This window comes from Lactococcus formosensis (assembly GCF_018403745.1).
Classification (GTDB): Bacteria; Bacillota; Bacilli; order Lactobacillales; family Streptococcaceae; genus Lactococcus; species Lactococcus formosensis.
Map to the genome: position 1 here is coordinate 1 of NZ_BOVP01000003.1, position 16,770 is coordinate 16,770.

General features: G+C 39.3%; 22 protein-coding genes. 17 read left to right on the forward strand and 5 right to left on the reverse strand.

The window, feature by feature from the left end; all coding sequences use genetic code 11:
• The first annotated feature begins 231 nt into the window (after nucleotides 1-231).
• From KJS37_RS03440 to KJS37_RS03500, 13 genes are all read left to right on the forward strand, one after another.
• Entirely contained in the window at nucleotides 232-1,812 is a 1,581-nt protein-coding gene (locus KJS37_RS03440; RefSeq protein ID WP_213495919.1) for a hypothetical protein, read from the forward strand.
• A gap of 171 nt (nucleotides 1,813-1,983) precedes the next feature.
• Nucleotides 1,984-2,298 (forward strand): hypothetical protein, encoded by a 315-nt coding sequence (locus KJS37_RS03445; protein ID WP_213495921.1) that lies wholly within the window; start codon nucleotides 1,984-1,986, stop codon nucleotides 2,296-2,298.
• 100 nt (nucleotides 2,299-2,398) lie between these two features.
• Nucleotides 2,399-3,172 carry a DNA methyltransferase gene (locus tag KJS37_RS03450; protein WP_244851322.1) on the forward strand — a complete coding sequence of 258 codons (774 nt, stop codon included), beginning with the start codon at nucleotides 2,399-2,401 and terminating at the stop codon, nucleotides 3,170-3,172.
• 75 nt (nucleotides 3,173-3,247) lie between these two features.
• Nucleotides 3,248-3,460 (forward strand): DNA-binding protein, encoded by a 213-nt coding sequence (locus tag KJS37_RS03455; RefSeq protein WP_213495923.1) that lies wholly within the window; start codon nucleotides 3,248-3,250, stop codon nucleotides 3,458-3,460.
• A gap of 70 nt (nucleotides 3,461-3,530) precedes the next feature.
• Nucleotides 3,531-4,814 carry a tyrosine-type recombinase/integrase gene (locus tag KJS37_RS03460; protein WP_213495925.1) on the forward strand — a complete coding sequence of 428 codons (1,284 nt, stop codon included), beginning with the start codon at nucleotides 3,531-3,533 and terminating at the stop codon, nucleotides 4,812-4,814.
• A 28-nt stretch (nucleotides 4,815-4,842) separates the two neighbouring features.
• Entirely contained in the window at nucleotides 4,843-5,445 is a 603-nt protein-coding gene (locus tag KJS37_RS03465) for a thymidine kinase (protein WP_019335300.1), read from the forward strand.
• A gap of 24 nt (nucleotides 5,446-5,469) precedes the next feature.
• Nucleotides 5,470-6,543 (forward strand): peptide chain release factor 1, encoded by a 1,074-nt coding sequence (gene prfA, locus KJS37_RS03470; RefSeq protein ID WP_061414679.1) that lies wholly within the window; start codon nucleotides 5,470-5,472, stop codon nucleotides 6,541-6,543.
• The gene (locus KJS37_RS03475; protein ID WP_213495927.1) at nucleotides 6,543-7,079 is read left to right on the forward strand and encodes a hypothetical protein; all 537 of its coding nucleotides are present in this window, start codon (nucleotides 6,543-6,545) and stop codon (nucleotides 7,077-7,079) included. The genes prfA and KJS37_RS03475 overlap by 1 nt, the downstream gene beginning before the upstream one ends.
• Before the next feature lie 27 nt (nucleotides 7,080-7,106).
• Nucleotides 7,107-7,919 carry a peptide chain release factor N(5)-glutamine methyltransferase gene (gene prmC, locus KJS37_RS03480; protein ID WP_165713759.1) on the forward strand — a complete coding sequence of 271 codons (813 nt, stop codon included), beginning with the start codon at nucleotides 7,107-7,109 and terminating at the stop codon, nucleotides 7,917-7,919.
• Complete coding sequence (locus tag KJS37_RS03485) at nucleotides 7,920-8,348, forward strand: GNAT family N-acetyltransferase (protein ID WP_165713760.1); 429 nt, start codon at nucleotides 7,920-7,922, stop codon at nucleotides 8,346-8,348.
• A gap of 1 nt (nucleotide 8,349) precedes the next feature.
• On the forward strand, nucleotides 8,350-8,952 hold the full coding sequence (locus KJS37_RS03490) for an L-threonylcarbamoyladenylate synthase (protein WP_165714880.1): 603 nt from the start codon (nucleotides 8,350-8,352) through the stop codon (nucleotides 8,950-8,952).
• A gap of 113 nt (nucleotides 8,953-9,065) precedes the next feature.
• Entirely contained in the window at nucleotides 9,066-10,307 is a 1,242-nt protein-coding gene (gene glyA, locus KJS37_RS03495; protein ID WP_165712598.1) for a serine hydroxymethyltransferase, read from the forward strand.
• A gap of 174 nt (nucleotides 10,308-10,481) precedes the next feature.
• Nucleotides 10,482-11,093, forward strand: a complete 612-nt coding sequence (locus tag KJS37_RS03500; protein WP_165712595.1) for a lysozyme family protein — start codon at nucleotides 10,482-10,484, stop codon at nucleotides 11,091-11,093.
• Nucleotides 11,094-11,124: 31 nt separating this feature from the next.
• Here the strand turns inward: KJS37_RS03500 and KJS37_RS03505 are convergent, their stop codons facing one another.
• Nucleotides 11,125-11,400: an acylphosphatase gene (locus KJS37_RS03505; RefSeq protein WP_096369193.1), complete on the reverse strand. Its 276-nt coding sequence runs from the start codon at nucleotides 11,398-11,400 to the stop codon at nucleotides 11,125-11,127.
• A 60-nt stretch (nucleotides 11,401-11,460) separates the two neighbouring features.
• Here KJS37_RS03505 and KJS37_RS03510 point away from each other — a divergent pair, with 60 nt between their 5' ends.
• Nucleotides 11,461-12,189, forward strand: a complete 729-nt coding sequence (locus KJS37_RS03510; protein ID WP_213495929.1) for a TrmH family RNA methyltransferase — start codon at nucleotides 11,461-11,463, stop codon at nucleotides 12,187-12,189.
• Between the two features lie 28 nt (nucleotides 12,190-12,217).
• On the opposite strand, the gene KJS37_RS03515 is transcribed toward KJS37_RS03510, so the two are convergent.
• Nucleotides 12,218-12,661 (reverse strand): flavodoxin, encoded by a 444-nt coding sequence (locus tag KJS37_RS03515; protein WP_096369195.1) that lies wholly within the window; start codon nucleotides 12,659-12,661, stop codon nucleotides 12,218-12,220.
• Between the two features lie 158 nt (nucleotides 12,662-12,819).
• Here KJS37_RS03515 and KJS37_RS03520 point away from each other — a divergent pair, with 158 nt between their 5' ends.
• Nucleotides 12,820-13,677 carry a methionyl aminopeptidase gene (locus tag KJS37_RS03520; protein ID WP_017368520.1) on the forward strand — a complete coding sequence of 286 codons (858 nt, stop codon included), beginning with the start codon at nucleotides 12,820-12,822 and terminating at the stop codon, nucleotides 13,675-13,677.
• 51 nt (nucleotides 13,678-13,728) lie between these two features.
• A complete protein-coding gene (locus KJS37_RS03525; RefSeq protein ID WP_003134316.1) occupies nucleotides 13,729-14,631 on the forward strand; it encodes a YihY/virulence factor BrkB family protein in 903 nt (300 codons plus the stop codon).
• A gap of 40 nt (nucleotides 14,632-14,671) precedes the next feature.
• On the opposite strand, the gene KJS37_RS03530 is transcribed toward KJS37_RS03525, so the two are convergent.
• The 3 genes from KJS37_RS03530 to arr all read right to left on the reverse strand — a co-directional run bounded on the left by KJS37_RS03530 (nucleotide 14,672) and on the right by arr (nucleotide 16,373).
• Nucleotides 14,672-15,127: a GtrA family protein gene (locus tag KJS37_RS03530; protein ID WP_213495931.1), complete on the reverse strand. Its 456-nt coding sequence runs from the start codon at nucleotides 15,125-15,127 to the stop codon at nucleotides 14,672-14,674.
• Nucleotides 15,128-15,194: 67 nt separating this feature from the next.
• Nucleotides 15,195-15,929, reverse strand: a complete 735-nt coding sequence (locus KJS37_RS03535; RefSeq protein ID WP_165712583.1) for a Tim44 domain-containing protein — start codon at nucleotides 15,927-15,929, stop codon at nucleotides 15,195-15,197.
• A 30-nt stretch (nucleotides 15,930-15,959) separates the two neighbouring features.
• Nucleotides 15,960-16,373: an NAD(+)--rifampin ADP-ribosyltransferase gene (gene arr, locus KJS37_RS03540; protein ID WP_165712580.1), complete on the reverse strand. Its 414-nt coding sequence runs from the start codon at nucleotides 16,371-16,373 to the stop codon at nucleotides 15,960-15,962.
• 175 nt (nucleotides 16,374-16,548) lie between these two features.
• On the opposite strand from arr, the gene KJS37_RS03545 reads away from it, so the two are divergent.
• Complete coding sequence (locus tag KJS37_RS03545; protein ID WP_017368524.1) at nucleotides 16,549-16,728, forward strand: DUF3272 family protein; 180 nt, start codon at nucleotides 16,549-16,551, stop codon at nucleotides 16,726-16,728.
• Nucleotides 16,729-16,770: the final 42 nt, after the last annotated feature.

Here is a 16,770-nt window from a genome sequence, read left to right on the forward strand (position 1 = left end):
AGCAGAGCAGAGCAGAGCAGAGCAGAGCAGAGCAGAGCAGAGCAGAGCAGAGCAGAGCAGAGCAGAGCAGAGCAGAGCAGAGCAGAGCAGAGCAGAGCAGAGCAGAGCAGAGCAGAGCAGAGCAGAGCAGGCGGTAGATTTCCGCCTTTTTCACTATGCACTCAATAGACGTCCTGGGTAAAAGGGCGTTTTTTGGCATTTTTTAATAATAAATGAAGTAGGGAGAATTAAATGAATAAAGAACAAAAAAGAAAATTGCGGAATATTTCGCTCTTAGCTCTTGTGGGCTTAATCGGTGGCACTTTTGCCTTCACAGCTTTCAACCAACAAGCCATTAACGATCGCTTGCGAGAGAATGAAGTGGATGTCGGAGGACGTGTCCACGACTACTACAACCGAGACACGGAGAACAAAGATGTCTTTGTCGAAAACTATGGGCAAGAGCCCATCATGGCACGTATTAGACTTTCAGAGTTTATGGAAATTCAAGGGCGTGGACAAAGTAGCTTTGAACCTGTCGTCCCTGATACTGAGCGAGAAACTCTAAGTACTTGGACCACTTATATCCCAAGTGCAGGTAGCATTGGAACACGTACAGGTGCTGGAGCAGCCTTTAACCAATATTCTAACCTGACCTTTGGTTGGACACGTGGTGGACAGACAGCACCTTGGTATCTGCCGACCTTTAATCACAATGATGAAGATCTTCGCACAGCTGCCGCAGGTGATGCCCGTGACTATCTTGAAGAAGGAGCCACACATCCGGGAGACGGTACAGACGCTTACTGGTCTGAAGGTGAAAGTCACGACAACAGCACGGGCACTTGGCCGGGTTCAATGGTGACACGAGAAACCGCACAAAACCTCTCGCAAGACCGTGCACCGATTACTCTTCAAACTTGGGCTGGGCTTGAAGAAGAGGAGCAAATCGGTAATTTCTGGGTCATTGACCACGAAACAGGTTGGGCCTATTGGGCTAATCAGCTTAATGGAGGACGTGCAACATCCTACTTGCTTGATGCGGCAGAAATGACTCCAGCAGCGGATGCCATCAACGGTTCATACTATTATGGTATCCATGTGGACAGTCAACTGATCAGTCCAGACCGAGAGTTTGAGGACGAGGCGGGAGCTTCTAGTAACCTGTCTGACCTCCTTGCAAGTATCAGAAACGATGGCGATGGCAATCCTTCTCCTGCAGCAGACGCTCCTGTACATGCTTTTGATTTTAATGTGATGTCTTCTGGTCGTATCTTTACTATGGCAGGCGAGCAATATCGCTACCTTGAGGATATGGGGGAGGGGAATCATATGATTATAAAAAATGATGGTAGTGCTTCAACAGGTTTTGGTGCTTCAGTAGAAATGCACGCTCATCAAGATTGGTATGATACCCTTGATGATACGGTCAAGTCTATTGTTCAACCTGTGGCAAATCCGCTTATGACAAATGTGTTTGATGCTAGAGGACTCACTTGGGAACAAAAAGACGGCAACGATTGGATACCGACTAATCTAGAGGATTTCTCGACTCAAGCAGAAGATTTGACGGTAGTGAGTCCTGAAGGACGAAGGGGAGCATTTTCTCTTTCTTTGGCAGATGTGACTCACTTATCACAAAATGGTGCCTTCAGTAACCTTGCAGACCGTACGACTTCTTCTAGCGCATCTTGGTGGCTACGTACTGGCGGAAATCCTGGACAGATGGGGCCTCCTAGTCATTTTTTGATAACTAACACAGGAGGTATAATTACTTCATATCCCGCGGTTTTTGCCTTTCGCCCTGCCCTCATCATTAACACAGAAAAATAAATAATCAAATGAAAACCGACTGAGTTGTAAATACTTGGTTTGTTTTTTCTATACGTAAGGTTACGCTATGATAGAAACAGACAATTATGGAGAAGTAGAGTAGAGCACTGACAAAGAGTCAGCGCTTTTTTTGAAAGAACTTAGTGATTTAGGAATTTAATTGGAGAATAAATGGATTTAAAAAAAGAACGACTGATAGAACGTTGGATTGGAAAAAACGTTGTACTGGACAAGTGGGAAAAAGTTTGGAAAATCAGCCGCTACCAACCCTTTGATAGATATAATGTTGAGGAACGTCAACCAATAGAGGAGCTCAATGAAGTGGAATATAAGGTGGTTATTTCTGGAAGTGCTGTCGAAGGCACAAAAAGAGTGGTAGACTACCTACTTGGTAATGATTTATCTCTCTTGCCTTCTGAAATTCTTGAGGAGATGGGACTCGAACAAATAGAAGTTTTACAAGAAATAGATGATTGGTGGCGTTAACTCTTCTATTAAAAATAAATAAAACTGTTTGAGAAAGTGATGAAAACAGATGCTCTGGGGCAGTTAACCAGAGCATTTTTTTGCGTTAAAGGAGAAAATTTTGAAGAAAACAATCGTTTGGGCACTTTTTGACTCGGGCAATGGCTGTTATAAGCAAGCCATAGAACGTTATTTTGCGGAGACTTGTGAGGTCTACTGTGTGGGTATGGATAAGGAAAATAAGCACGATCACTTTATCCATCTGAACTTGGCAGATTCCAGTGAACTTTTTGGAAATTGTTACCTGTTTGAAAAACTGGACCAACTGCCAAAGCCAGACATTATACTAGCCTCGCCGCCGTGTGAGTGCTGGTCGACTTCAACCAACATCAAGGATGGCTCTATTTACTGGAAGCGACCGGTGGTGCGTACACTTTTTGGAGAGGATCAGACAGATGACTTCGCTTTGGTTCCTCAGCGGGAGATGTGCACAAAGACATGTAATTGGGCTGCGCATCCTAAGTACAGCAAACTTGTCTATTCTCGCATCAATGGGGAGCTTTGTGCTTACAATACGACACGCATTATCAAGCGCTATAAACCTAGAGTTTTTGTGATTGAGAATCCCGCCAATGGCAAGTTGTGGCGCTATTATCGTCATATCCTCAACTTCTCAGGCATTAAAAATATCGTCTGTTATAACGATTACGAACAGGAATTTTCACAAAAGCCGACTTGTTTCTATTCCAACCTTAAGCTGAATTTGAAATTGCCACAATATTCAGAATACACCATTGGAAATACACGAACGGGGAAGAAAGCTATCTCAGGTTATAACAAAAGGAGTAATATTCCCTTGAGTTTGATTCGAGATATTCTCAGTCAATGCTTGTGAGGCTCACATTTTTAAGTTTGCAGCAGCTTAACATTGAATAAGAAATTTCACACTATATTTTGAAGGAGGTAGTGAATGGTTGAAAAACGTTATGGAAATAAAGAAGAAATCTGTCAAATTTTTGGAGTTGCAAAGGGCACACTTTCAAATGATTTAACACTGATGAGACGCTCTTCGGAATTCTCGAAATATATTCTGCGTCCTACTCATGGGCGAGTAAATATTTCAATCAATGGTTATGAAAAATTTTTGAAATCACGGTCAGAAGCACGACAAAAAAGTTTGTAAATATGTTAAAATAGAGAGAATTCTGTTTACTCTCTATTTTATTTTGATAAAAGAAAGTAGAAAGTAAAAAATGTATAAAAAACAAAAAAGCAATGGTAAATGGCGTTTTTTTGAGAAGTATCAAGATGATACGGGAAGATGGAAACAGGTATCTGTTACCAAAAACACATGTGGTCGCGAAGCTCAAAGACAAGCACGTATAGAACTTGAACTAAAAATCGAGGAAAAACTTGGAAAGAGTCAGGATCCTGTAGAGAAGCCAAAAACGGTCAACGCATGTTATGAGGAATCCAAAAAAATCCGAAAAGCAGAGTTAGCTGAAAGTACTTATTTATCTGAAACTTACAGTTTGAAAGATTTTATAAGTAAGTTTGGGGAGCGTGAAATAGCAAATGTTGCAGCAAAAGAAATGCAAGAATATCTCTTTTCAAATGAATATTCGAACACAACACGGCGCACTTTGGCTCTGCGTATAGGACATGTTTTCCAATATGCTTATTCTATGGGATTTACTCAAGAAAATATCATGAACCGTATCATGTTACCAAGGCAAAAGAAAACAGCGGCCAGTTTTGCCAAGTGGAAAGAGAAATTCTTTACCATGGATGAGATGCGCCAGTTTCTTAAAAGCTGGCGAAAATATGCGGTTGAAGAGGATGATTTTAGGCGAGCAGATTTTGTGGAATTTCTTTTTCTTACAGGTTTGAGAATTGGAGAAGCAACTGCTCTCCAATGGTCCCATGTTGATATTTTGAAGCGTGTGATTTATATTGAATACAGCTGGAATAATAATCTAAAAAAACTAGGGCCGACGAAAAATCCACAATCTGTACGTTACGTGACTTTAAATGAACGTTGTCTTCAACTTCTTGAAAATTTTCGAAATATCAAGCAAAACTCAAGGTTTGTGTTTGTGAAAACAAATGGCTATCAAATCCGTAATGCAGATGTCAATCATTATATGAAGTTAGAAGGTGCGCGAGCTGATCTGTTTGGAAAAGACTACAAACGTTTTTCTGCTCATATGTTGAGGCATTCGCATATTACCATGTTGGCTTTTCTAGGGGTACCACAGAAAGCTGTGATGGAACGTGTTGGACATTCCGATGCGCGAATTACAAACGGCGTATACACGCACGTGTTACCAGAGAATCGTCAAGATTTGCAGATTAAACTGGAAAATATGGATGTTTTAAATAAAAGGCACCAAAAAGGCACCAAAAAGGCACCATGGAAAATGAATTGGCACCATAAAAAGCACCATAACGAAGTGAATTTAGGGAATTTCTGGGAAATGAAAGTCCTCAGACAAACCCTCACAAATCCTTTAGTGGTGCGGACTGGGAAGATTTAGGAAAAATAGGGAAATTAAGGGGATAGAAATGGCACAATTGTACTTCAAATACGGCAGTATGAATTCAGGCAAAAGTATCGAAATCTTGAAAGTTGCCCATAATTATGAAGAGCAGGGGAAGCCTGTTTTGATTATGACTTCTAGTTTAGATACACGTGCTGGTGTTGGGATAGTCGCCAGTCGTATTGGTATGAGTAGCGAAGCTGTAGCGATTGACGAGACCATGAATGTCTATGAATATATCGAAAGCTTGCCGATAAGGCCTTTTTGTGTTCTGATTGATGAAGCTCAATTTCTTAATAAACAAAACATTTATGATCTGGCACGCGTGGTTGATGATTTAAATGTCCCTGTGATGGCTTTTGGCTTAAAAAATGATTTCAGAAATGAACTTTTTGAAGGCTCAAAATACTTATTGCTTCTGGCTGATAAAATCGAAGAAATTAAAACGATTTGCTGGTATTGCAGTAAAAAAGCAACGATGGTTTTACGCATGGTTGAAGGCGAACCTGTCTATGAAGGCGAGCAACTTCAGATTGGTGGTAATGAGAGTTATATTCCAGTGTGCCGTAAGCACTATTTTCACCCTTTGAAAAAGATGGATAGTAATCGTATAAAAGAAGAGATATAAAAAAGAAGTAAGGAAAAATAAAAAATGTTTGATCAACTTGAAACGATGGTAGGACGATATGAGGAGCTGGGCGAATTACTCAGTGATCCACAGGTTGTCAATGATACAAAGCGCTTTATGGAACTTTCACGTGAAGAAGCGAATCTGCGAGATACTGTAGCTACTTATAATGAATATAAAAAAGTGCTTGAAACTATTTCTGACAGTGAAGAAATGCTTGGTGAAGGTGGCCTTGATGAGGACATGAAAGAGATGCTCAAAGAGGAGCTTTCAGAAGCAAAAGCAGCTAAAGAAGAACTGGAAGAAAAGATTAAAATTCTCTTGCTTCCTAAAGACCCAAATGATGATAAAAATATCATCTTAGAAATTCGCGGCGCAGCAGGTGGTGATGAAGCAGCTCTTTTCGCTGGCGATTTGTTAAATATGTACCAACATTATGCAGAGTCACAAGGTTGGAAATTTGAAATCATGGAAGCCAGTGTGACAAGCATTGGGGGTTATAAAGAAGTTTCAGCTCTTGTTTCGGGAACTTCTGTTTACAGCAAACTAAAATATGAATCTGGCGCTCACCGCGTCCAGCGCGTGCCATCAACAGAAACACAAGGTCGTGTACATACTTCAACAGCAACAGTTCTTGTCATGCCTGAAGTTGAAGAATTCGAGATGAAAATTGAGCAAAAAGATCTCCGTGTTGATATCTACCACGCCTCAGGTGCTGGTGGACAAAATGTCAATAAGGTTGCGACAGCTGTACGTATGGTTCACTTGCCTACAGGTATCAAAGTCGAAATGCAAGAAGAACGTACGCAGCAAAAAAACCGTGACAAGGCTATCAAGTTGCTTAACACAAAGGTATTTGATTACTATCAACAAATTGAGTTGGATAAACAAAACGCCGAACGCAAGTCTACTGTCGGAACAGGTGACCGTTCAGAACGTATCCGTACCTATAATTTCCCACAAAACCGTGTGACAGATCACCGTATCGGACTGACTTTACAAAAGTTAGATACGATTCTTTCTGGTAAAATGGATGAAGTCATTGATGCACTCGTGGTTTATGATCAAACCGAAAAATTGGCGGAGCTTAACAAGTAATGACTGTATTTCAATTTGAAGGGTTTACTATTCAGCTACGGTCAGAAGAACAAAGACGTATGGAAACGGCGAAGAGAGCGAAGGACGTTGAGACAAAAGTCCTTGTCTTTGAAGTTAGTAACCAAGAAACGCACTTTGATTTGCTCTATTGCCAAGCCGTTAACCAAGATTATTGGATTACCATTGAAAATGTTGAGAGTCCTTCAAAGCATCTTCAGAGGTTGGATAGACGCGTACGGATGAGCATTGACTTTTATAAGGACAATGCTTATTGTCGTCTTTGGCAAGAGCTCAAAGAAGGAGACAATTGGAGCAAACGTAAAAAAGTTCTTTCTCTTACAGAATTTGGCAAATACAGCAGTCAATCAGTGACGGAAATTATGAAAAGCTTTGATGCACTGGCTCTAGGAAGATTGGAAAATATTGTCAATGAGAAAAATAGGACACGGAATGAAAATGGTGTCCTTTTTGAAAAAGATAATCTGAAAATCCCCATCATCATTTATTTATTGGGGCGTGTTTTCCCTCTCCTTTAAAATGAGAGGAAAGTGAGGAAAGAAAAAATGTTATGGATTGAGGCTGTGCGCCAATTATCTCAAGATTTGGAAGAGCCTTTCGCTCTGGAATTCGTCTGGAGAAATTTACACGAGATTACAAAATTACAGTGGTTAAATTTACAAAGAGAAACGATTTCAGATACGGATTTAGCTGTACTTACATCTGTCGCGCAGCGTTTAAAAAATAATGAACCGCCACAATATATTGTGGGATGGGCTGAATTCTGTGATTTAAAACTTGCTGTGGATGAGCGTGTTCTGATTCCACGTCCAGAAACAGAAGAGCTGGTGCAGATGATTCTCGCTGAAAATGAGCAAGATAAACGCGCGGTTTTAGATATTGGTACAGGATCGGGAGCTATTGCTCTAGCGCTCGCTCAGAAAAGAAAACAGTGGGACATTACTGCATCGGATCTTTCAGAAAAAGCACTTGAACTTGCTCAATTGAATGCAAAAACACATCAACTTTCTCTTAATTTCATTCTCTCTGATGTCTTTGAAAATATCCCAGGTCAGTACGATATTATTGTGTCCAACCCTCCCTATATTGCCTTTGATGAAACATATGAAATGGATCAATCCGTCATTCGCTTTGAACCGGATAGTGCACTCTTTGCTGAAAAGCAAGGTCTGGCAATTTATCAGAAAATTGCTGAAGCAGCTCGCCAATTTTTAAAGCCAGAAGGAAAAATATATCTAGAAATTGGGTATAAGCAAGGTTCAGCAGTGAAGGACTTGTTTGAGAAAGCTTTTCCCACTAAAAAAGTTCGTGTGCACCGCGATATATTTGAAAAAGACCGTATGATAAGTGTGACATAGATGGAAATAAAACGTATAGAAGTAGAGAAAGATAGATATCTTCCTTTACTTCTTTTAGCAGACGATTATGAGCATATTATGACGTATCTTGCAAAGGGTGAACTTTTTGTATTGATGAATCAGGCCGAAGTTAGGGCAGTGTGTGTGGTCAGCTCAACTCTCGAAATCGAAAATCTAGCTGTAGCTACTGCAGCACAGGGTCAGGGCTATGGCAGAGCACTTTTAGATTACCTTTTTAAAAAGTACAAAGGCCAAGGCGTTATGACCGTTGGAACCGACGAGGAATCTGGAAATGTTCTTTTTTATGAAGCTTGTGGTTTTACATACACCCATAAGATAAAAAATTATTTTATTGACCATTATAGTTTTCCTATTTACGAAAATGGGAAATTACTTAAAGATAAATGCTACTTAAGAAAGGAGCTATAAAATGACAGTTGAAAAAGCAATAGCAGCTTTAAAAGCAGGAGAATTAGCAGTATTACCAACAGAAACAGTATATGGTATTTTTGCGGATGCCACCAACGAGGCAGCGGTCCAAAAACTTTATGCTGTAAAAGGAAGGCCTGTTGAAAAAGCGTTAAATATGAACGTGTCAGACTATGATACAATTTTAAAATTTTCAGTGCATCAGCCTGCTTATCTTGAAAAACTCGTACAAACTTTTCTACCTGGACCACTGACAATTATTTTAGAAGCCAGTCCTGAAGTTCCTGAGTGGATTCATGTTGGGAAAACCACTGTTGGATTCCGTATGCCGTCTATTTCAGCTACGCAAGAAGTAATTAAAGCTTTAGGGGTTTTAGTTGGTCCATCTGCTAATCTTACGGGCTCACCAAGTCCACGTTTCTATGAGGATTTAACATCAGCTATCCTTGATAAAGCAGCTGTTGCACTTCAAGATGATAGTGTTTCTGGCCTAGATACGACGATTCTAGACCTTTCAGGTGAAAAGCCCAAAATTTTACGTCAAGGGGCAATTACAGCCCAACAGCTTCTTGATGCTGTTCCAGAATTATCTGAAATTGTCTGAACAAATAATTTGGTTCGACACTTTGCTTTAGATATAATGGAAGATGTACAAAAGCTACCCACGCAATCAAAAAAAGCTTGAGGTAAGCATCGTATAAGGCAAAGGAGACACACATGGAAATTTATAATTTTGAAGCGTTTGATCCAGAACTTTGGGCTGCTATACATGCCGAAGAAGTTCGACAACAAGAAACAATTGAGTTAATTGCCTCAGAAAATATCGTATCCCCAGCGGTACGTGCAGCTCAGGGATCTGTCCTAACTAATAAATACGCAGAAGGTTATCCTGAAAAACGTTATTACGGCGGAACTGAAGCTGTAGATGTGGTAGAAAACTTGGCCATAGAGCGCGCCAAAGAACTCTTCCATGCAGACTTTGCTAATGTGCAGCCACATTCTGGCTCACAAGCCAATGCAGCAGCTTACATGGCACTGATTGAGCCCGGAGATACTGTACTCGGTATGGACTTGAATTCTGGTGGGCATTTGACTCATGGTTCTCAAGTCAACTTCTCAGGCAAGATGTATAATTTTGTTTCTTACGGTCTTAATCCAGAAACAGAGTTGCTTGATTTTGACGAAATTGCAGAACAAGCTGAAAAGCATCACCCAGCACTTATTGTTGCTGGAGCATCAGCTTATTCGCGTATTATTGATTTTTCAAAATTCCGTGAGATTGCAGATCGTGTTGGAGCAAAACTAATGGTAGATATGGCTCATATCGCTGGTCTTGTAGCTACAGGCCATCATCCAAGTCCTTTCCCTTATGCAGATGTAGTAACCTCTACAACGCATAAAACGTTGCGTGGCCCACGTGGTGGTCTTATTTTGACAAATGATGAAGAGCTAGCTAAAAAAATCAACAGTGCTATTTTCCCAGGGTTACAAGGTGGTCCCTTGGAGCACGTTATTGCTGCTAAAGCAGTTGCTTTTAAAGAAGCTCTGTCACCAGATTTTTCAACTTATATTGACCAAGTAGTGAAAAATACTGCAGCTATGGCTGATGAATTTAGTAGAGCTGGTTTGCACGTTATCTCAGATGGCACAGATAATCATTTGTTCCTTGTTAAAGTAACAGAGCTTGGGATCAACGGTAAAGAAGCACAAAATCTACTCGATACAGTTAACATCACACTCAATAAAAACTCTGTTCCTGGTGAGGAGCTTAGTCCTTTTAAAACAAGTGGCGTACGTATCGGTGCAGCAGCAATCACTAGTCGCGGTATGAAAGAAGAAGAAAGCCGTAAGATTGCACAAGCAATTATTAAAGCGTTATCGAATAAAGATGACGAATTTGCCCTTCAAGAGGTTCGCCAATTTGCATTAGATTTGACAAAAGGGTTTCCATTAGTCTAGAATATAGGTACGACTTTTTTAACAAAATTTCCACCAACCCGAATAAAAATGATCAGTGATCAGTGATAAGTAAATAAAGGTGGAAATGCTAGAGAAGTTTTTAACATGAGATGGCATAAAATAACAACTGGAATTGAGACACGAGCCGTCGAAAAAATGATTAGGAATAGATAAATGTTGAAAATTTTGAAGCTATTCATCAAGCTTGCGCTACTGGCAGCAGTGGTTGGAGCAGGTTTTTACGTGCACAGAACTTATAAAAACGTAAAAAACGTGATGCAATATGAAAAATCGGTTGATGCAACCCTTAAAGCTCAAGGCTTGGAGGGAGATACAAAACTTGCATTAGCTATTATTTATACAGAGACAAAAGGAAATGCTGCGGATGTTATGCAGTCGAGCGAGAGTTTGAATGGCAATCAAAACAGTATTTCAGATGAAGATAAGAGTATCGAGCAAGGGGTTTCCAATCTTTGTAAAGTTTTAGAGTACGCTGAAGATAAAAAAGTTGATATTTGGACAGGGGTTCAAGCATATAACTTTGGTCAAGCATACATAGATTATGTTGCGAAAAATGGTGGAAAAAATAATTTAGAACTGGCTGAAAAATATTCGCGTACAGTTGTAGCACCTAGTTTGGGAAATACGACAAGCGCAACGTACTATCATGTCACTGTTGATTCTTTGATGAATAGCAGAGGAAAACTCTACGTTAATGGTGGAAATATGTACTATGCTGATGAAGTCAAATGGCATCTGATGCTTCTTAATCTTTTTAATTGGTAATAAAAAGACTGTTTCAGACAGTCTTTTTTTATTAATATTTAATATCGAAATTTTTAAAGTCTGGGAATTCGTCCGGATATATTTCGAGATTTGTGACTGAGGCAAAAGGAGTTGGTCCTTTACGAAGTTTATCTTCAAAATCTGATAAAGCTTTCTGGCTATTTGATTGGACATAAAGGCCCACAGTGCCATCGGAATTATTCCAAACACGACCTTTAAGATTGAGCTGACGTGCGATTTGGACTGTACCATAGCGGAAACCCACACCTTGTACTTGACCATGGGCTACCATTTTAATCTTATACATATATACCTCCTTATAGGAAAATAAAAAATCTTCATATATTCTATGTTATAATTATAGCAAATGGAAATTATTACAGCAAAAGACAATAAAAAAATAAAAGAAGCACGTAAGCTGCTGACAAAGAAAAAATACCGCAAAAATTCTTATCTTATTGAGGGCTTTCATTTGCTAGAAGAAGCTGTCAATTCAGGAGCAAAAATTTTACAAATCTTTGTGGAAGAAAACAAATATCACCAAGTTGCACATCTGGAAGAAGTTATCGCAGTGAGTTCAGAAGTTCTCAAAAGCCTATCGGATGCTGGAACACCGCAAGGTGTTGTCGCTGAGGTAGCTTTCGAAGAAGTGAAAGTTGAGTTGAAGCACGGTAAGTACTTAGTACTTGAAAATGTCCAAGATCCCGGCAATGTCGGGACGATGATTCGGACAGCTGATGCTGCAGGATTTTCAGCAGTACTTTGTCTGGGAGATACGGCAGATGTTTATGCTCCAAAAGTGATGCGAAGTATGCAAGGGAGTAACTTTCACATTCCTATTTTGTCTGTGGCAGATTTTACGGAATTGCAAAAAGCGCACATTCCTCTTTATGTTACCACTTTATCTAACCAGTCCATCAGTCATAAAGAACTTGTAGCAGAAAAGGATTTTGCCTTAGTTATGGGGAATGAAGGCGCAGGTGTCTCTGCTCAGGCAGTCGCGGTGGCCGATCAACTGGTCCATATAGAGATGCCTGGACGTGCAGAGTCTTTGAATGTCGCCGTTGCGGCGGGAATTTTGATGTTTAGTCTATAAAAAAACTGCTCATGAGCAGTTTTTTATTTTATTGAACTTTGGCTGCTAAAGTTTCTGCAAAAGCCTCAAGATTTGTAATATCTTCATCCTCAGCATTCAAGTCAACTTTGACAGAGTCTGCCCCTTTTTCAGCTCCAGTAAGTGCAAATTGTTCCTCAAACATGTCGACACAAATACAGAAATCATCATAGAAAGTATCTCCTGAACCACAAACACCGAAAGTTTTTCCGGAAAGATCAACATCTTGCAAGTCTTCATAGAAATCAACGATTTCATCTGGCAATTCCCCATCACCATAAGTATAAGTGGCAACGATACAAAGATCCGCATCTTCAAATTCGTCAGCATCAACTGAAGTACATTCGTCCAAATCTACATCAAGACCTAAATCTTCCAATTTATCAGCGACGATTTCCGCGATTTCTTGCGTATTACCTGTCATACTTGCATAAACTACTTTTGCTAAAGCCATTTTTTGCTCCCTTGTGAAATTTATATAACAGAATTATATCAAGAAATTCCAGAAAAATCAGCTCCCATGCATTTTTCGGGGCTTTCTACCACAGTATTTTTATGATAAAATAGGAGTATCATTACGATTAAAGAAATATTTAGAAGAAGGTAAAAATAGTGATTACATTAAAATCTCAACGTGAAATAGATCAAATGGATCGTGCTGGCTCTTTGTTGGCAAGCATCCATATCGGTTTGCGCGATTTGATAAAACCAGGTATCGACATGTGGGAAATTGAAGAATATGTACGAAAAGTTTGTAAAGAAAATAATACTCTTCCTCTCCAAATCGGTGTGGATGGTTCAATTATGGATTACCCCTATGCAACATGTTGTTCACTGAATGATGAGGTTGCGCACAGCTTCCCTCGTCACATGAAATTAAAAGATGGCGACCTTATCAAAGTAGATATGGTTTTAGGCATGGTTGAAGACGGCTCTATTGACGTTTCAAAACTTGATTTTGATAATGTTCCTGAGATGAAGAAATATACCGAAGGTTTCAGCGGAGCTATTGCAGATAGCTGCTGGGCTTATGCTGTTGGCACACCATCAGAAGAAGTTAAGAACCTTATGGATGTGACACGTGAGTGTCTCTATCTTGGAATCGAGCAAGCTGTCGTTGGTAACCGTATCGGGGACATTGGAGCAGCTATTCAAGAACATGCAGAAAGTCGTGGTTATGGCGTGGTTCGTGACCTTGTCGGTCATGGGATGGGCCCAACTTTCCACGAAGATCCACTTGTGCCTCATTACGGAAAAGCTGGACGTGGTTTGCGTTTGCGTGAGGGCATGGTTTTGACCGTTGAACCAATGATTTCGACAGGAACTTGGGAAATTGATACGGATATGGAAACAGGCTGGATGCATAAGACATTGGATGGTGGTTTATCATGTCAATATGAACATCAGTTTGTCATTACCAAAGATGGTCCAGTAATTTTGACAAGCCAAGGAGAAGAAGGCACTTACTAATAAGTTTCTCCTATTTATTAAGACGTAAAAATGAAAGGAGGAGAAGACCAGATGAAAGCTCTTTTTCAACGTGTGTCGTCTTGGCAAACTTTGAAGGACTTTATGAACTTTTATAAAAGTTCAGAGATGTCCTTATCAAGTATTGCTGTGGCTTATTACTTGCTTTTATCAATTTTCCCGCTGCTTTTGATTTTTGCCAACATTCTCCCCTTCTTAAATCTTGATATTGATATGATTTTGGATGTGCTTCATGATCAGATTCCGGATCAGATTTATGATATGAGTGTTGGATTTATCCGAAATGTCTTGGAAAATCCCAATACAGGATTACTTTCGATTTCCGTTTTGGCTGGTTTCTGGACATTTTCCCGTGCACTTGCGACCTTACAGATGGCTATGAATAAAGCTTATGAGGTTTCAGAACATCGAGACTTCATTCTCAGCCGAATTATTGGTTTAGTTGTTGGCTTAGGGCTTATGGTTATGCTCTCTTTAACCATCTTAATTTCAACATTTGGTCAGGTGATTTTGACCTATGTGCATGAGAATCTCTTTGCCTTTGATGATCGACTGTACCGGACTTTGCAAACAGCTACCTTACCCGTTGTCATCATTGTTGTGCTTATTTCTTTGATTTTACTGTACTTTGTCTTACCCAATGTCAAAATACATAAACTCCGCTATATTATGCCGGGGACCATTTTCTCTACCTTGGTCCTTGTGGCACTGCCTCATTTTTTTGGGGCCTATTTAAGTCGAGCTTTAGGGCAAATGCGTGACTTTAAACTGGTTGGTTCCTTGCTTATTTTTGGTTTAATGATTTGGTTTATTTTTATTGCTAAAGTTATTATCATCGGAGCAGTATTCAATGCTACTTATCAGAAAAAGTCCTTTGGTCAAATCGAAACCCGACGTGGTGAGATTGTTGCATTTATTAAAGAAATTAGAAAATAAAAAAACGCTCTGTTTTGGCAGACGTTTTTTTATTATACATTTATACTTTCGCTTTTTTACGGAAAACAATAAATTTAGAATAGAAGTAGTTCAAGACAATATTCAATACTTGGATTGCAAGTGAGAGGGCGAGAACGACTACAGGTTTTTTCAAGTGTAAGAGGTTCATCAAAATTTCCGGATGACTATCGATAAACCACCATTTCAAAACAATGGCTAAAAGCATGAAGAACAAGCGTCCAGCAGCAAAGTTAAGGAAATCACGGAAAATGTGCGTGGACTTATGTTTGAAAACCCAAATCTTATTAGTAAAGAAAGCAAAGATAATACTGATAATTTGTCCAATAGCCTCTGAAATCGCCCCAGCGTTTATTCCAGGGTGATTAAGCAGATAAAAACTCGACTGCATAAAAATGTAATAGACAAGTGTTGTCAAGACACCGAAGACAAGATAAGTAAATGCTTCGGTCTTAGCAAAGTTTTTTATTTTTTCCATAGCACCTCATTTTACCAAAATTGTAGCTTTTTTGCTAGACGATACAGGAGAATAAGATTTGTTTACCTTATATTTTTAACTCCTTAATCTTAGCAACTTTTAGTTTATCTCCGTTTGTGATAAAAGTCCAGCGTTGCTTGAAGGCATCACGTGTCATATTGTTCCCCTTAATGATACGCTGTGTATTGAGTTCAACAAGAAAATCAATAGCTACAAACGAAATATCTATTTCAAATTGAGAGCTATTTTTTTGTTTTAACCTGCTTAGACCATCAATCACAATGCTATGTGTATGATTCAGGAGTCCCTTCTGTGCCATTTTAGTTAACATCTTTTGATGTTTAGCATAGAGTGCTTCACTGTAAAGGTGTTCGACAGGTTTTAGATTTTGATGATCCCAAGCATCTTGAATAAGCAAAAAATTTGTTTCGACTTGCTCTGCAAGCGTCTCGTCGACTAGTGTTTTGTCGTGGACATAGCTTTGTCGTCCTATCATTGGTTTCTTTGATTTCAACACTATCCCACCAACTACTAAAACACCAAGGATTAGGCTAAAAGGTGAAAAACCATAAGCAGTCGAGTTGTTATAATAATGTCCTGTAGAATGATAATAAGAATTGTTATAAGTATATCTCTGATAACTTGTATGTTCATCAGACCACTGACTGGTGCGACGACCGATAGAGCTACGCGATCCTCTGCTACTGTGAAATCCACCAGCAGTTGCAAAAACATGTGGTGTAAAGGTAAAAAGAGCAAAGGAAGTAAGGATGATGATGAAGGTTTTTTGTTTTGGTTTCATATTTTAAATTTAGTCGGATGTAATGATGATTTAATTAATGAGGCTTATTTTACTGTTTGTAACACGTGTGGCAATTTTTTCACGTAAGATGTCAATCTCATCTTGAGGTTGCGGCACCCAATCGGTCACTTCAGCAATTATTTTTAGTGGTGCAGTAGAACGATAAGAACGAGTTGGATTACCAGGGAATTTTTTATCGGTCACATTGGGATCATTTTCATAAGGGCCTATTGGCTCCACTAGATAGACATGTGGCACTTCATCTTTTCCAGCAGCTATTTGTGCAGCAAAGCCAGCACCATCTTTTAAAGCTGTAAAATAGATGTGATTCATAATAACACGTGAATCATAATTAGAGGCAAAACCTGCCCTTAAATAATCGTCTACTTTGAGTTTGAATTTTGTTCCGTGATAGAAAGGACCTCGATCAATAACTTTTGCCATGGGTAATTTCCTTTCGTAAGTTGGTCTGAAATCTAGTGCGCTGCTATGACAATAATGTATTATACAGTATCTCCAACTTTTTTTCTATCAGGAAGTGAAGGAAAAAAGTAAAGTTATAGAATAAGTTTCGTTTAGCATATTTGACCTCAGTTCTTGTGTATGATATAGTTAATCTATGTTAAAGTCACGATTTTACTCTTTTATACTTGGCACAATCATTGAAGCATGGATTTTTTCTATCGCCTTTTTTCAGGCACAATGGTTTTGGCTTTTTATCGCAAGCTTCCTTTTAGGCCGCAGAATTTACGTCGCTTATAAAGTAGATAAGTTTGTAAAACTCAGCAAGATCAAATAATGGATGTTCTCCATTATTTTTTTATCGCCTATTTATAGGAGT

Excerpts from the sequence above, each read along its gene's own strand:
- KJS37_RS03440 (WP_213495919.1), top strand. The coding sequence starts at position 232 with ATGAATAAAGAACAAAAAAGAAAATTGCGGAATATTTCGCTCTTAGCT.
- KJS37_RS03445 (WP_213495921.1), top strand. The coding sequence starts at position 1,984 with ATGGATTTAAAAAAAGAACGACTGATAGAACGTTGGATTGGAAAAAAC.
- KJS37_RS03455 (WP_213495923.1), top strand. The coding sequence starts at position 3,248 with ATGGTTGAAAAACGTTATGGAAATAAAGAAGAAATCTGTCAAATTTTT.
- KJS37_RS03460 (WP_213495925.1), top strand. The coding sequence starts at position 3,531 with ATGTATAAAAAACAAAAAAGCAATGGTAAATGGCGTTTTTTTGAGAAG.
- KJS37_RS03465 (WP_019335300.1), top strand. The coding sequence starts at position 4,843 with ATGGCACAATTGTACTTCAAATACGGCAGTATGAATTCAGGCAAAAGT.
- prfA (WP_061414679.1), top strand. The coding sequence starts at position 5,470 with ATGTTTGATCAACTTGAAACGATGGTAGGACGATATGAGGAGCTGGGC.
- KJS37_RS03475 (WP_213495927.1), top strand. The coding sequence starts at position 6,543 with ATGACTGTATTTCAATTTGAAGGGTTTACTATTCAGCTACGGTCAGAA.
- prmC (WP_165713759.1), top strand. The coding sequence starts at position 7,107 with ATGTTATGGATTGAGGCTGTGCGCCAATTATCTCAAGATTTGGAAGAG.
- KJS37_RS03485 (WP_165713760.1), top strand. The coding sequence starts at position 7,920 with ATGGAAATAAAACGTATAGAAGTAGAGAAAGATAGATATCTTCCTTTA.
- KJS37_RS03490 (WP_165714880.1), top strand. The coding sequence starts at position 8,350 with ATGACAGTTGAAAAAGCAATAGCAGCTTTAAAAGCAGGAGAATTAGCA.
- glyA (WP_165712598.1), top strand. The coding sequence starts at position 9,066 with ATGGAAATTTATAATTTTGAAGCGTTTGATCCAGAACTTTGGGCTGCT.
- KJS37_RS03500 (WP_165712595.1), top strand. The coding sequence starts at position 10,482 with ATGTTGAAAATTTTGAAGCTATTCATCAAGCTTGCGCTACTGGCAGCA.
- KJS37_RS03505 (WP_096369193.1), bottom strand. The coding sequence starts at position 11,400 with ATGTATAAGATTAAAATGGTAGCCCATGGTCAAGTACAAGGTGTGGGT.
- KJS37_RS03510 (WP_213495929.1), top strand. The coding sequence starts at position 11,461 with ATGGAAATTATTACAGCAAAAGACAATAAAAAAATAAAAGAAGCACGT.
- KJS37_RS03515 (WP_096369195.1), bottom strand. The coding sequence starts at position 12,661 with ATGGCTTTAGCAAAAGTAGTTTATGCAAGTATGACAGGTAATACGCAA.
- KJS37_RS03525 (WP_003134316.1), top strand. The coding sequence starts at position 13,729 with ATGAAAGCTCTTTTTCAACGTGTGTCGTCTTGGCAAACTTTGAAGGAC.
- KJS37_RS03530 (WP_213495931.1), bottom strand. The coding sequence starts at position 15,127 with ATGGAAAAAATAAAAAACTTTGCTAAGACCGAAGCATTTACTTATCTT.
- KJS37_RS03535 (WP_165712583.1), bottom strand. The coding sequence starts at position 15,929 with ATGAAACCAAAACAAAAAACCTTCATCATCATCCTTACTTCCTTTGCT.
- arr (WP_165712580.1), bottom strand. The coding sequence starts at position 16,373 with ATGGCAAAAGTTATTGATCGAGGTCCTTTCTATCACGGAACAAAATTC.
- KJS37_RS03545 (WP_017368524.1), top strand. The coding sequence starts at position 16,549 with ATGTTAAAGTCACGATTTTACTCTTTTATACTTGGCACAATCATTGAA.